This is a genomic window from Kitasatospora sp. NPDC057738 (assembly GCF_042798815.1).
GTDB classification, from domain to species: domain Bacteria; phylum Actinomycetota; class Actinomycetes; order Streptomycetales; family Streptomycetaceae; genus Kitasatospora; species Kitasatospora lactacystinica.
Genome location: NZ_JBHVJT010000030.1, coordinates 1 through 13781 on the forward strand (window position 1 = coordinate 1; position 13781 = coordinate 13781).

13 protein-coding genes are annotated in these 13781 nt (G+C 73.2%); 8 read left to right on the plus strand and 5 right to left on the minus strand.

Features of this window, described 5'->3' with window-relative positions:
• Positions 1-178 precede the first annotated feature (178 nt).
• On the plus strand, positions 179-769 hold the full coding sequence (locus ACFVGO_RS18120; RefSeq protein WP_359913522.1) for an isochorismatase family protein: 591 nt from the start codon (positions 179-181) through the stop codon (positions 767-769).
• A gap of 145 nt (positions 770-914) precedes the next feature.
• Positions 915-1715 carry an ADP-ribosyltransferase gene (locus ACFVGO_RS18125; RefSeq protein WP_380359086.1) on the plus strand — a complete coding sequence of 267 codons (801 nt, stop codon included), beginning with the start codon at positions 915-917 and terminating at the stop codon, positions 1713-1715.
• A gap of 212 nt (positions 1716-1927) precedes the next feature.
• Here ACFVGO_RS18125 and ACFVGO_RS18130 read toward each other — a convergent pair whose 3' ends face one another.
• Complete coding sequence (locus ACFVGO_RS18130; protein ID WP_359913525.1) at positions 1928-2788, minus strand: hypothetical protein; 861 nt, start codon at positions 2786-2788, stop codon at positions 1928-1930.
• Positions 2789-3134: 346 nt separating this feature from the next.
• On the minus strand, positions 3135-4499 hold the full coding sequence (locus tag ACFVGO_RS18135; protein ID WP_380632757.1) for an NUDIX domain-containing protein: 1365 nt from the start codon (positions 4497-4499) through the stop codon (positions 3135-3137).
• Between the two features lie 291 nt (positions 4500-4790).
• Here ACFVGO_RS18135 and ACFVGO_RS18140 point away from each other — a divergent pair, with 291 nt between their 5' ends.
• From ACFVGO_RS18140 to ACFVGO_RS18155, 4 genes are all read left to right on the plus strand, one after another.
• The gene (locus ACFVGO_RS18140; protein WP_380632759.1) at positions 4791-6092 is read left to right on the plus strand and encodes a DUF4241 domain-containing protein; all 1302 of its coding nucleotides are present in this window, start codon (positions 4791-4793) and stop codon (positions 6090-6092) included.
• A gap of 127 nt (positions 6093-6219) precedes the next feature.
• On the plus strand, positions 6220-7611 hold the full coding sequence (locus tag ACFVGO_RS18145; protein WP_359913534.1) for a carotenoid oxygenase family protein: 1392 nt from the start codon (positions 6220-6222) through the stop codon (positions 7609-7611).
• The gene (locus tag ACFVGO_RS18150) at positions 7608-8975 is read left to right on the plus strand and encodes an aldehyde dehydrogenase family protein (protein ID WP_380632763.1); all 1368 of its coding nucleotides are present in this window, start codon (positions 7608-7610) and stop codon (positions 8973-8975) included. Before ACFVGO_RS18145 ends, ACFVGO_RS18150 begins: the two co-directional genes overlap by 4 nt.
• A gap of 163 nt (positions 8976-9138) precedes the next feature.
• Positions 9139-9726 (plus strand): histidine phosphatase family protein, encoded by a 588-nt coding sequence (locus tag ACFVGO_RS18155; RefSeq protein ID WP_380632766.1) that lies wholly within the window; start codon positions 9139-9141, stop codon positions 9724-9726.
• 75 nt (positions 9727-9801) lie between these two features.
• Here the strand turns inward: ACFVGO_RS18155 and ACFVGO_RS18160 are convergent, their stop codons facing one another.
• Both ACFVGO_RS18160 and ACFVGO_RS18165 read right to left on the minus strand, forming a co-directional pair.
• Complete coding sequence (locus ACFVGO_RS18160) at positions 9802-10632, minus strand: hypothetical protein (RefSeq protein ID WP_380632769.1); 831 nt, start codon at positions 10630-10632, stop codon at positions 9802-9804.
• A gap of 168 nt (positions 10633-10800) precedes the next feature.
• The gene (locus tag ACFVGO_RS18165; protein WP_359913545.1) at positions 10801-11214 is read right to left on the minus strand and encodes a helix-turn-helix domain-containing protein; all 414 of its coding nucleotides are present in this window, start codon (positions 11212-11214) and stop codon (positions 10801-10803) included.
• A gap of 53 nt (positions 11215-11267) precedes the next feature.
• On the opposite strand from ACFVGO_RS18165, the gene ACFVGO_RS18170 reads away from it, so the two are divergent.
• Positions 11268-12080, plus strand: coding sequence for an SAM-dependent methyltransferase (locus ACFVGO_RS18170; RefSeq protein ID WP_359913547.1), 813 nt, complete (start codon positions 11268-11270; stop codon positions 12078-12080).
• Between the two features lie 84 nt (positions 12081-12164).
• Here ACFVGO_RS18170 and ACFVGO_RS18175 read toward each other — a convergent pair whose 3' ends face one another.
• On the minus strand, positions 12165-12830 hold the full coding sequence (locus tag ACFVGO_RS18175; protein WP_380632773.1) for a helix-turn-helix transcriptional regulator: 666 nt from the start codon (positions 12828-12830) through the stop codon (positions 12165-12167).
• A gap of 160 nt (positions 12831-12990) precedes the next feature.
• On the opposite strand from ACFVGO_RS18175, the gene ACFVGO_RS18180 reads away from it, so the two are divergent.
• The coding region (locus ACFVGO_RS18180) for a cytochrome P450 (protein ID WP_380632775.1) at positions 12991-13781 on the plus strand (791 nt) is incomplete at its 3' end.

Consider the following 13781-nt stretch of genomic DNA (forward strand, 5'->3'; position numbering starts at 1 on the left):
GCGCCGCACGCCGCCGCGCCGCACGCCGCCGCGCCGCACGCCGCCGCACCGCACGCCGCCGCACCGCACGCCGCGGCGGCGTGTGCTCGGCCCGGGTGAACATCGCGGGTGGAATGCGCGTTCCATGCTCCGACAGGGCACGGGTGGGGGCCGAGGATCCCGTGAGAAAGGCCGTGCCGTGGGGCGTGCACTGATCGTGGTCGACGTACAGAGGGACTTCTGCGAGGGCGGAGCCGTTCCGGTCGGGGGAGGCGCCGGGCGGGCCCGGGCCATCGCCGATCTCGTCGGGCGCACCGCCGGCAGCGAGTACACCCACGTCGTCGCCACTCGTGACCACCACCTCGACCCGGGCAGCCACTTCTCCGATCACCCGGACTTCAAGGACTCCTTCCCCGTGCACTGCGTCGCCGGCACCGAGGGGGGCGAGTTCCACCCCGAGTTCGCCCCCACGGTCGGGACGAAGGTGGACGAGGTCTTCTACAAGGGCGCGCACTCCGCCTCCAAGAGCGGCTTCGAGGGCTTCACCGCGGACGGGACCGGGCTCGCGGACTGGTTGCGCGCGCGGGAGGTCACCGAGGTGGACGTGGTCGGCATCGCCACCGACCACTGCGTGAAGGCGACCGCGCTCGACGGTGTGCGGGCCGACTTCGACGTCCGCGTTCTGCTCGACTACACCGCGGGCGTCGCCGCCGACACCACCGCCCGAGCCCTTGCCGAACTCGGCGAGGCGGGAGTGGAGTTGACCGGTGTGCCGGTCGTCCACGCCTGACGCGATACGGCGGGCCCGCCGCCCTTCGCACACCCGGGGTCCGAGCGGACCGGGACGGCCGGGAGCGTCAACCTGCGACGAGGACACGCCCCTGACCGGGTGACTTGCGACATCTCCGGGTCAGGGGACGGCCAGGGTAACGGTCGTGATCGATATCCGCATCCGCACGGCCGCCGGCGCAGTCGCCCTCGCCTGCGCCGTCGTGCTCATCCCCGAGATCCCGGCCGTCGCCGCCCCCGCGGCCGCGACCGAACCCGCCCCCTTCAGCTGCCTCGACCCCAGCGGGGAGGCGCTCTGGAGCGGCCCCCAGTGCGACGGCGTCATCGTCCGCGAACTCGGCACCGAGGCCGTCGCCGTCCTCCTGGACGGCCGCCGGATCGACTTCGCCGACGAGGCCGAACTGCGCGCCGACGACTGCGCCGTCCGGCCCGCCGTCACCCTCCCCGCCAGCACCTTCGAGAACCTCCCCAAGGGCCCGGACCCGCTGTACGCCGCCGTGGACCGCCGGGTGGACGTACCCCGCATCACCCCCGAACCGCACTGGCGCAAGGACTGCCACCCGCTCTTCCGCTCGGACGGCCGCGATCCGTCCGTCATCTTCGAGGAGGGCTTCGGCCCGAAGGACACCGTCAACGGCCAGTACGACATCACCAGCTACGTCCTGCAGAACCAGCCGTCGCCGTTCGTCAGCACCACCTACGACCCCGAGCTGTACAAGAAGTGGAAGAAGGTGCCCTGGGACTACTTCATCGACGCCCCCGGCGGCATCGACGTCAACGCGACCATCGGCGACCAGCACCAGTACGCCGACCAGGTCGAGGTCGCGTTCCCCGGCGGCGTGGACCGGCACTTCATCCGCCGGGCCTGCCCGGTCGACCGGGCCACCGCCTCCCTGGTCGAGTCCGGCTGCGTGGACAACCCGAACTACCAGCCCTGGCTGCACTGACCGCCGGCCGTCCGCCGTCGGCCGGCCTGGCGGGCCGGCCGACGGCGAGCACGGATCGGCGACTTGACCCGGGGGTGACCACGGCCCGGGCCGGCGGCCCGTTCCTGGTCCGATCCCACTTCCCGCGAGGTGCGACGGCCTTCCCGCGAGGTGCGACGGCAGGCCGGGCGGAATCCTTCCGTGGCGCGCCGGCCCCGAGGGGGACGCGGTCCTCAGAGAGGAACAGGGCGGTAGACGGTGTACGAGCCGCTCACCAGGCGGGCGAGATAGAGCTGTCGTTGGGTGACCTTTCTGACGCCGTCGTTCTGGTGGATGAGCCAGGTGTCCCAGGGACCCGAACCGGTGAACGTGGCATTCCAGATGATGGCTGTGTGTCGCCCGGTGGGGCCGACCCCCCATGTCTTGGTGACATGGTTTTCGACCCATTGGAAATGGGCGTAGGCGAACTGGATGATATCGCCGTTCTGCCAGGTTCCCCATTGGGGTGGCCTCTGGGTTATCTCGGTGCCCCAAACGTAGTACGGGGGATTGGAGAAGTTTCCTGGGCGTGCGTTCGCGTCCTGCAGTGCCGCGTTGACGAGATCGGTGCACTCGCCCCCGCCGACGGTCTGGCCCAGTCGGGAAGTGGCGAATTTCTGAACCGCGTCCCCGGTCGGGTTGTGCGGATAACTGTCGCGAAAGAGGGGGGTCGTCGAGCTGAATGTTCCCGGGTCCGTCGTGATCGTGCCGTGGGATTCCTCCGGTCGGACCCGCCTGGAGGATGCGATGTCGTCGGCCGACGTGCAGGAGACGATGTCGATGCTTCCCGTATTCCTCACATGCAGCACGGAAGGGCTGTCATCGCCGGAGCCGGTGCGGGATCGATTCACTATGTCGGCCACGTGGATCTCGTAGTAGGTGTCAAAATCAAGGCTGGGGTAAAGTCGTATGCTCTCGGCGCGTCGAGACGTTCCGACAAAACCCACCAATGACACCGTTCGCTCGAAAGAATCGAGCTCGTGATACAGTCTGGACACTATCGGATCGGGTTCTGTGTCGACTTCATGGTGGTTGGTGATCTCGTGCGTTGTCATGTGAGCTCCGCCTTTCAAGTCCGATCAAATCCAGGCGAGCAGCAAAAACTTTCGCTATAAACATTTTAATCAGTGGTCGGGGACTTGCATCCCGGGGCGGTGCGCTGACGGCTGCGAACGTTTCGCATGCTGTGCGGTTCCTGCGGTTCCTGCGGTTCCTGCGGTTCCTGCGGTTCCTGCGGTTCCTGCGGTTCCGTAGGGCGTGGACGGCTTCGGCGAGGTGGCCGGCCCGATGGGGCGGTGGCGGAGTTCTCGCCGGACCCGCCGGAGCTTGGGCCGGCCGTTCGCCCGCACGCGTGGGCCGGGCCCGACGGGCCCGCCGTCGACGACCCCGCTCGGGAACCTGTCACCCGCCGGCCGGGTGGTCGGCCGCCGCGGCGAGCAGCGGCAGGTAGTGCCGCATGTAGGGCGGGACCTTGAGGTCGAGGACCTCGTCGAAGGGGACCATGCGGACGGCCAGGCCCTCGTCGCCGAGCCGCAGGTCGCTTTCGGGGCCGTCCCAGGCGGCGTGCAGGACGCGGACGAGCGGGGAGACGAGCTCGTGCTGCGGGCCGGGTACCGGCCGCATCCGGGTGATGGTGATTCCGGCCTCCTCGCGGACCTCGCGGGCGGCGTTCTCCTCGGGGGTCTCGTCGGCCTCGCGCCATCCGCCGATCGGGGTCCAGTAGCCGGGCCAGGCGATGCCGGGCTTGTCGTCGCGGTGGTGCATCAGCAGCCGCCCGGCCGGGTCGGTGACGAGGACCATGACGCCCTCGAAGTCGTCGGCCGGGGCCGGGCGTTCGAGGTAGAGCGGGGTGCCGCTGCGGTGGGCGCGCAGGGCTTGCAGGAGCCGCCGGTAGCGGTCCGGGCCCATGTGGTCGTGCCAGTCGTGGGCGGTCTCGAAGCGCCATTCGGTGTGCTCGGCGGGGTCGAGGCGGATCCGGGCCTGCTGCTCGGCGGTGAGGACGCCGCCGTCGAAGACGTAGCCGCAGGCGGGGACGGGGAGCAGGCTGCCGGCCTGCTCGTGGACGACGGCGACCAGGCGCCGCCGGAGCACCTGCGGGTTCTCCGTGGCGAGGTCGAGGCCGAGTTCCTCCCGGGCCTCGCGCAGGGCGGTGGTGAACGGTGTCTCGCCGTGCTCGACGTTGCCGCCGGGGAAGTTCCAGACGCCGGGGTCGACGGTGGAGCGCAGCCCGAGGACGCGCCCCTGCGGATCGGTGACGAGGAAACAGCCGTAGGAGCCGGGCCGGGCGATGGTGGTGAGGTAGCCGCCGACCGGCCGCCAGCCGGGGAGGGCCAGGCGGCCGGTGAGCCATTCGATCACGGTGCGCTGCCCGTCGCTCGTGGGCGGCAGCCGGTCGGGGGCGGCCCACCGGTGGTCGTCGTGGCCGGGCGAGAGGAGGATCGCGGTGCCGTCCGGTACGACCGTGGTGAAGACGAACTGGCGCACGCGCAGGCCGCGCCGGTCGGTGAGGTCCAGGTGCCGCGCGTACTCCAGTGGCAGGCCGGCGAGTCCGGTCTCCTCGGCCAGTTCCCGTGCCGCGCCGGCGGCCACCGTCTCGTCGCCGGCCCGGCCGCCGCCCGGGTACTCCCACCGGCCGGGCGGGTCGTCGTGCGCGGCCCGGCGGATCATCAGGATCCGGCCGGAGGTGTCGCGGACCACCACGCCGACGCCGATCCGCTGGACGCCCTCGCGGCGGGCCAGGTCGGTCAGCACATTGAAGTCGATCACCGGAAGGGCTCCTCGCTGCAAGGTGGTGGGCGGGCGCGCAGTACTGCCGGTCAGGGGGGTTCGACAGTCAAGTCCGCTCCTGGGAGGGCGGGTTCAGGAATGGCTCGTGGGCGGTTCCAGGCGTCCGATGATGGTGCTGTTCGAATGCGGCTCGCAAGTGGATCCGGAGCGGGGGCGGGACGCTGTACGGGTGCTCGACCTCGAAGCGGGCATCGGCGGGCCGGCTGTCGGGCCTGTCGGACCCGGTCTCTAGGGTGGATCCGCACAGCAGCAGGTTCGATGGAGGCAGGGGTGACCGAGGTGCACAGTGACGTGCTCGTCGAGGCGGTCTACGGCGACGGGTGGGACTCCTCGAACCGTTCGACGGTCCGTCCGATCCCCCGGGCGGAGGCCGCCCGCCGGGACGCGGCGGGCGAGCCGTACGCCGTCGTGCTCGCCGCCCCCGGGCAGGAGCTTCCCGTCGCGGTGCTGCACGTCGCCTGGGCCGCGCACTACCTGGGCCTCTGGCGGTTCGACGGCTCGGGCCGCCGGGTGTTCGAAGCCGACCTGCGCAGGCTGGAGCCCGGGCGGCTGTTCCTGCGCCACCTGGCCGAATGGCAGTACGAGGAGGAGGACCTCCCCGAGCTCTCGGACAAGGCCCTGAGGCGGACGGTCGATCTCTACCCGAACGGGAAGAACAGTGAGGGCCGCTACCCGCGCGGCCGCGGCGGCGGATCGACGCGCACCCCGGTCGACCTGCCGGGTGAGCGGTGGTGGCTTCCGGTACCGGAATTCGGCTGCTGGGAAAGCCTGTTGGCGGAACCCCAGTTCGGGCTGCCGGGCCCCTTCGGGATCGCCCGGGAGGCCTCGGACACCGCGCCTGCGCCGGCCGTTCGGGCCGCGGAGCCCTTCGGCTGGCGGCCGCCGGCGCCGGCGGCCGCGCCCCGGCTCGACGAGCTGTTCACTCCCGGGGCCGTGTTCACCCATCGGCACCGGCCGCAGCCGCTCGTCATCGAACCGGTGACAACGGTGACCGGGATCGCCCTGCCCACGGGGCGGCTGGCGGTCTGCGACCCCTCGTACCTGCCCGGCGGCGCGGAGGGCGACCCGCTGGTGATCGAGGTTCCGCCCGGTGTCCACCCGGTGCAGGAGACCGGCGCCAGTTACGAGGACGAGATGTTCGGCGATCGCTTCACCGCCCGCGACACCTACGCCGTGCGGGTGCTGGTGAGCGAGAAGCCGACCGCCCGCTGGACGATGGCGGTCCCGCCGGGAGAGGACCCGAGGCTGCTGCGCGACGGCCAGTACTTCGGCTTCGGCGTCGACTCCGCCACCGGCTGCTTCGTCGAGTCCGCCGCCCGGACCGGCCTGGGCCGCCGCTTCATGCACGCCCTCACCTCCGGCGGTGGCGACGACCTCCACGAACTCGACGGCGGCTACAGCAAGGTGACCGAGGAGGCCGACGGGGCCGAGCTGGTCGCCTTCGTGCTGGGCGGAGACGGCGTCCACCCGGTCTGGGTGGGACACGACGACGCGGGTGAGGTCACGGCGGTCGTCGTGGCGGACGTCTTCGAAGTCGGCGCTCTGGAACCGTCGACCGGACCGACCGGATGACGGCCCTCCGGCGGGCGTGACCTCCACGCGCCACCGGCCGTCACCCGGCGGGCGGTCGGGTCGTTGAACCGGACGCGCTGCCCCGAGGGCGCAGCGGACGTCGGAATGCGGCCTGGAGGAATCTGCGGTGTCCACCGTCACCAATCCGTTCACGGGTGCCTACACGCCGGTGGGCGAGGAAGTCACCGCGTTCGACCTGCCGGTCACCGGCACGATCCCGGCCGAGCTCAACGGCCGGTACCTGCGCAACGGGCCCAACGGGATGCGGGCGGAGGACCCCAGGCCGAGGCACCTGTTCGGCGGGTACGCCATGGTGCACGGGGTGCGGCTGCTCGACGGGCGGGCCCGGTGGTACCGCAACCGGCTGGTGCGCAGCGCCGCCGTGGCCGAGGCCCTGGGGGAGCGGCCCCGCCCCGGCGCCGCCCCGCGGATCACCGACGTCGCGCCCAACACCCACGTCATCGGGCACGCCGACCGCACCTTCGCGCTGGTCGAGGGCGGCTTCCGCCCGTACGAACTCTCCTACGAGATCGAGACGGTGGGCGCCAGCGACTTCTGCGGCACGCTGCCCGACGGGTTCGCCGCCCACCCGAAGCTCGACCCGGTCACCGGCGAGCTGCACGCGATCACCTGGCAGCGGGACAGCGAGAACCTGCGGCACCTGGTGCTCTCCCCGCAGGGCGCCGTCGTCCGGGCCGTGGACGTCCCGGTCGCGCACCGGCCGGTGGTGCACGACATGGCGCTGACCCGGAACTTCGCCGTCGTCCTCGACCTCGCGGCGCGCGTCTGCATGGCCGACAACCTCGCGCGCAAGACGTACCCCGCGGTGTGGGACGAGACCGGCGGCGCACGGATCGGGCTGCTGCCCCGCGACGGCACCGAGGTCGCCTGGTTCGAGGTCGAGCCCTGCTTCGTCTACCACACGCTCAACGCCCACGAGGACGGCCACCGGGTCGTCATCGACGTGGTCCGCTACCCGCGGATGTTCGCCGGCGGCGCGCTGGACGGGCAGAGCAGCCCCACCCTGGACCGCTGGACCGTCGACACCGTCTCCGGCAGGGTCGCCGAGACCCGCCTGGACGACCGGCCGCAGGAGTTCCCGGCGGTCAGCCCGGCGGTGGTCGGCGGCGCCCACCGCTACGGGTACTCCACCGTGGCCGGCGACCTGCTGCGCCACTTCGCGGCGGCCGGGGCCCTGGAAGCCCTGACCCCGGAGGCCGCCGGGGACGCCCTGATCAAGCACGACCTGAGCCGGCAGTCCAGCACCGTGCGGCGGTTCGGCGCCGGCCGCTACACCGGCGAGGCCTCCTTCGTCCCGAGGCAGGGCGCCCGCGGCGAGGACGACGGCTACCTGCTGGCCTACGTCCACGACCCCGAGCGGGGCGCGAGCGACCTGGTCGTCCTCTCCGCCGAGGACTTCACCGGCGACCCGCTCGCCACCGTCCACCTGCCGGTACGAGTGCCGGCCGGCTTCCACGGCAGCTGGATCCCCGACCCCGCCCAGGAGGACTCCGCATGAGCACCCCGCCCGCCACATCCCCGGACGGCCGGCCCCCGGACAGCCCGCCCTCGGACACGCCGGCCGGGGCCGTCGCCCGGCTGCGCGCGACCTTCCGCACCGGCCGCACCCGGCCGCTCGCCTGGCGCACCGAGCAGCTGACCGGTCTGCGCGCCCTGCTGACCGGGCACCGCGAGGAGATCGCCGCCGCCCTCCACGCCGACCTGCGCAAGCCGCGCGCCGAGGCCGACCTCGCCGAAGTCGACTTCACCGTACGGGAGATCGACCACACCCTGCGGAACCTGGAGCACTGGCTGCACCCCGAGCAGGTGCCCGCCGCCGCGCTCACCCGGCTGCCGCCGGGGACGAGCGCCCACACCCGCCACGACCCGCTCGGGACCGTCCTGGTCATCGCGCCCTGGAACTACCCGGTGCAGCTGCTGCTGGTGCCGGTGGCGGGTGCGATCGCCGCGGGCAACACGGTGCTGGCCAAGCCGAGCGAGCTGGCGCCGGCCTGCTCGGCCCTGCTGGCGCGGCTGCTGCCGCAGTACGTGGACCCGGCGGCGATCGCCGTGCTGGAGGGCGGCGGGGAGACGGCCACCGCCCTGCTGGCCGAGCGCTTCGACCACATCCTCTACACCGGCAACGCCGGCTTCGGCCGGGCGGTACTGCGGGCCGCCGCCGAGCACCTGACCCCGGTCACCCTCGAACTGGGCGGCAAGTCACCGGTGTTCGTCGACCGGGGCGTCGACCTCGGGGTGGTCGCGGCCCGACTGGCCCGCGCCAAGTTCGCCAACGCCGGGCAGACCTGCGTCGCCCCCGACTACCTGCTGGCCGACCCGGCCACGGCCCGGGCGCTGGAAGGCGCCCTGGAGCGGGCGGTCACCGAGCTGTACGGCCCCGACCCGGCGCGGTCGCGGGCGTACGGACGCCTCGTCGACGAGCGGCACTTCGACCGGGTCGTCGCCCTCCTCGACTCGGGGCGCACGGTCTTCGGCGGCCGGCACGACCGCGCGGACCGCTACATCGCGCCCACCCTGCTCGCCGAGGTGCGGCCGGACGCCCCGGTCATGCGGGAGGAGATCTTCGGCCCCGTCCTGCCCGTCGTCGAGGTCACCGGCCTGGACGAGGCGATCGCCTTCATCAACGAGCGGGACCGCCCCCTCGCGCTCTACGCCTTCACCGAGGACGGGCACGCCCGTCGGCGCCTGGCCGAGGAGACCAGCTCGGGCGGCCTGAACTTCGGCCTCCCGGTGGCCCACCTGGGCATCCCGGAACTCCCGTTCGGCGGGGTGGGGGAGAGCGGCTCCGGCCGGTACCACGGCCGCTGGTCGATCGACACCTTCAGCCACCGCCGGGCCTGCCTGGACGTGCCGCTGGACTGAGAAGTCCTCCGGTGCGGTCGGCCGGGGGAGACGGAGCCGGTCGTTTCGGACTCCGTCCGTCCCGGACCGTGTTCTTCGCGCACCACCGTGTTCTTCGCGCACCACCGTGTTCTTCGCGCACCACCGGGGCTGACCGACGGGCCATCGGATATCGTGCACGGCCATGGGAGCGCTGATAGTTGTCCGGCGCGGTCAGACCGAGTGGAGCCTGTCGGGCCGGCACGCCGGGCGCACCGACGTGGCGCTGACCCATGCGGGTGAGGCCGCTGCCAGGGCGCTCGCTCCGAGACTGGCCGAACGTCGTCCGGTCGCCGTGTTCAGCAGCCCGCTGAGCCGTGCGATGCGGACGGCCGCGCTCGCCGGTCTGACCGGTGTCCGGCCCGATCCGGACCTGGTGGAGTGGGACTACGGCGGCTACGAGGGCATGACCGCCGAGCAGATCCAGGAGTCCAGGCCGGGCTGGGACCTGTGGCGCGACGGCGTCGTTCCCGGGGACGCCGTCCATCCTGGCGAGCGGCTCCAGCAGGTGGCCGCGCGCACGGACGCGGTGCTGGACCGGATCAGGCCGCTGCTGGACCGGGGGGATGTCGCCGTGGTCGCTCACGGCCATCTGGCGCGAGTGATCACCGTGCGCTGGCTCGGGCTCGACGCGTCCGCCGCCCGCCTGCTCGGCCACCCGCACCCGGGCTCTCTCGGCTTCCTGACCGTTGAGCACGGGCAGCCGGTCATCTCCGCCTGGAACGTCCCCTAACGCCAGGCCGGCGTCACGCCCGCTCGGTGCCGCGGCCCGGCCCGACCGGCCCGGCGAACCCCTGTCGTCACCGCGTCAGTCCTCCCAGCACATCGCGGTGATCGCGGTGGTGAGGGCCAGCCAGCCGACGATCGGGACGGTGAGGGTGAAGGCGAAGGACCACTGGAGCGCGATCAGGAGGACGCTGCCGGCGAAGGCGAAGACGGAGAGGAACAGGCAGGCGATGGCGGGGAGGACCCAGCTGTCCCGGCCGCGACGGAGCAGGGTGTGGACGGCGAGCAGGGTTCCCGCGCCGACCAGCAGGGCCAGTTCGAGGAAGGTGAGCCAGGGGACGTCGGTGACCGGGGAGCGGTGGCCCTGGTGGGAGATCTCCACGACGTGGCCGTTCCACAGGGTGAGGTCCACGTTGTCGCCGCTCCGGACGCTGCCGAAGAGGCCGTCGGAGACGGCGTAGGTGTCGGTGGGCGCCGCCTCGCGGGAGACGGTCACCTCGTAGTGGGGGGAATCCTCGTTCGTGCCGGCCCTCCTGTCCGTCACCCGGCCGGTCTCGTGGGTGGTGCAGTCCGTGGCGGGCGCGGAGGCGGCGGAGGCGGCGGGCGCGGCACAGGCCGGGGCGCTGCGGTAGGCGGTCGCCGCGTCGTAGGCGTCGACGAACCAGGAGAAGCCGAGGGCGACGGCGGCCAGACCGGTCAGGACGAGCAGGACCCGGGCCACGACCCGGGCCGCGACGCGGGCGGCGGGGCGGCCCTTCAGCGGGTGGGAGGGGCCGTGGGGGCGGGGTGGTGGCGTTCGTACGGGCGGTGCCGGGACGCGGTCGGCCACGGCCGGGGTTCCGTCGACGGGGGAGGGGGCGGGGGCCGGCTCCCGTGGCTCGTCGCCGCCGGCGACCTCGATCCGGGCGTCCATCGCTCTCCCTCGGCCCTCCCGGGCGGTTCCCGGGTTCAGCCGGGATGATGGCAGGGATCGATCGTCGCGAGGGAGCAACCGGAGGAGTTTGTCACCGACTTGTCGAACTCGGCCGGTCAGGAGCAGGCGGCCGGGGAACGGAACGGAACGGGACGGGGGCGGGGACGGTCAGGGCAACAGCAGGCCGGCGAGCTCGTCCAGCAGTTCGGCGACCCTGCGGGCCTTCGCCGGGTCCGGGACGGCCTTGGTGATGACCGGCTCGGCGGGCCGGGCGACGTGGGCGCGGATGGCTCGTCGGGCGTGGTCGGAGACGGTCAGCAGGGTGCGGCGCCCGTCGGCCGGGTCGGGCGCGGCGTCGAGCAGGCCCTGTTCGCGCAGCCGGGCGACGGAGACCGAGACGTGGCTCTGGGCGAAGCCGGTCCGGACCCGGATCTCCTGGACGGAGGTGGCGGGGTGCCGGTACACGTCGGCGATCACGGCGATCTCCCCGGGGGTGAGGTGCTCGGAGGCCGGGTCGGTGATCAGGGCGCGGCCGAGTTCGGTCAACCGCTTGCCGAGTCTGAGGAGTTGCACGCCGTCCATGCCGGACAGAATACATCTTCACCGATGCATCGGTGGCGATGTAGATTGCGGGCATGACGACCTCCGAACCGCTCAGCCCGGTCTCCCGCACCGCCCTGTCCGTCGCCCGGGTGCGGGCCTACGAGAGCTCCCGCCCCGACCCGCTCTTCGTCGACCCGTACGCCCTGGCGTTCGTCACCGCCGCCGGCCTCGAACCGGCCCTGTCCGGCCCGGTCAGCAGCCTCGCCAGGGGCCTGGTCACCCACGGCATCCTGCGCACCCGCTTCTACGACGACCGGCTGCCCGCCGCCGGCGCCGACCAGGTGGTGCTGCTGGCGGCCGGCCTGGACACCCGGGCGTACCGGCTGGACTGGCCGGCCGGAACCCGGGTGTTCGAGCTCGACCTGAGCCCGGTGCTGGCCTTCAAAGAGCAGGTCCTGGACGGGCTCGGCGCCGTGCCGCGGGCCGGGCGCACCGCCCTGGCCGCCGACCTGCAGGACCCGGGCTGGCCCGAGCGGCTGGTCGCGGCCGGGTTCGACCCGGCGCGGCGCTCGGTCTGGCTGGCCGAGGGGCTGCTGGTCTACCTCACGGCCGAGGAGGCGGCCGGACTGCTCACGGCGGTGGGCGGGCTGGCGGCCCCGGGCAGCCGGCTGCTGCTGGAGCAGGGCCGGGACGTGAGCCGCACACCGCACGACCCGGCGCTCGCCCACGTGACCGGGCTGTGGCGCGGCGGCCTCGGCCCGGACACCGACGGATGGCTCGACCGGAACGGCTGGACCGTCGGCATCACCACCCTGGTCCGGCTAGGGGAGGCCTACGGGCGCCCGCTGCCGGACCCCTCCACCACTACGGCCTTCATCGAGGCCGTACGGCGCCCGGCGGACTGACCTCCCGGGGCCGCGGGGCCGTGCCGGGGAACCACCCGGGCACGCCCGGCGGACCGGGCCGGGCGCGCCCGGGCCCTCGCCCGCTCAGCGGGCCGGCCGCGGCGGCCAGGCGCCCGGGGCCAGGACGCCGGTGGCGTAGGCGCGGGCGACCAGGGCGGTGCGGTTGGGGACGCGCCAGCGCCGGGTGAGCCGGGCCAGGTGGTAGTTGACCCCGTCCGGGGTGACACCGATCTCCCGGGCGATCTGCGCCGTGGTGTCGCCCCGGGCCGCCGCGGCCAGGATCCGGGCCTCGACCGGGCTGACCTCGACCTGCGGGCCGGGAGCCGGGGCGGCGGCCGCGGGCTGCGCCGCCCGCAGCGACAGCAGCAGGCTCGGGGTCTGCTCCGGGGTGTCGCCGACCAGGTCGACGGTCATCTCGCCGTGCCGCTCGCGGCCGTCGGCGGACGTCCAGGAGACCCGCGCCGGGTACTGCGAGCGGCGGTGCAGCCGGACGGCCTCGGTGAGCGCCTCAAGGGTGCCGGTGTCCCGCAGGGTGAAGAACTCCAGGATCCTACGGTTGTGCAACTGACCTGGCAAGCGGCCGAATTCGACCGCCATGGCGCGGTTGACGATCAGGATGCGCCCGCCGAACTCGCACACCGCGATCGGCAGCGGCACGTGGTCCAGCAGCCGCAGTGCCCGGTTGCGCCAGATCACCGCCGCTTCCCGCGGGCTGTCCGGCACCGGGCCGCAGCCCTCGGTCGTCCGCATCCGTGATTCTCCTTCCCCGGGGCCTACGCTGACGGTCCGTAGCAAGCCCGTAACCGACCCGGGCACTACACAATCATGTAGTGACCGCGGCCCGCATCCCCTCCCGGTGGGCGCACAGTGGTGGGAGACGAAAGTTTCCTGCCGTGGGAGGGGCACACCGATGACCGAGACCGTGGAGCGCACGACCGAGGACGAGCGGGCGGCCGGGGGCGAGAGCCGGGCCGTCCCCCTGGTGGACATCTCGGCGATGCCGCCGGCCGCCGCCCCGGTGCTGCGCATCATGGAACTGGCCAGAGAGCACGGCCCGGCCTTCGTCCAGCGACTGCACGGCCGGGACACCCTGGTCGTCAGCGGCCTGGAGCTGGTCACCGAGCTGGCCGACGAGACCCGGTTCACCAAGTCGATCGGCCCGGCCCTGGAGAACGTCCGGCAGTTCACCGGAGACGGCCTGTTCACCGCCTACAACGAGGAGCCCAACTGGGCCCGGGCGCACGACATCCTGATGCCCGCCTTCGCGCTCGGCTCGATGCGCACCTACCACCCGGTGATGCTGCGGGTGGCCCGCCGGCTGGTCGACTCGTGGGACCGCCGCGAGGCCGCCGGACAGCCGGTGGACGTGCCCGGCGACATGACCCGGATGACCCTGGACACCATCGGCCTGGCCGGGTTCGGCTTCGACTTCGGTTCCTTCGAGCGGGACGAGCCGCACCCCTTCGTCGAGGCGATGGTGCGCTGCCTGGAATGGGCGATGACCAGCCTCACCCGCGACCCGGAGGCGGACCACCGCGAGCGCGACGCGGCCTTCCGCGCCGACTCCGACTACCTGGCCGCCGTGGTGGACGAGGTGATCGCCGCCCGCGCCGAGGAGGACGTCCAGGGCCCGGCCGAGGACCTGCTCGGTCTGATGCTCGGTGCCGTCCACCCCGCGGACGGCAACCGGCTCGACGCCGA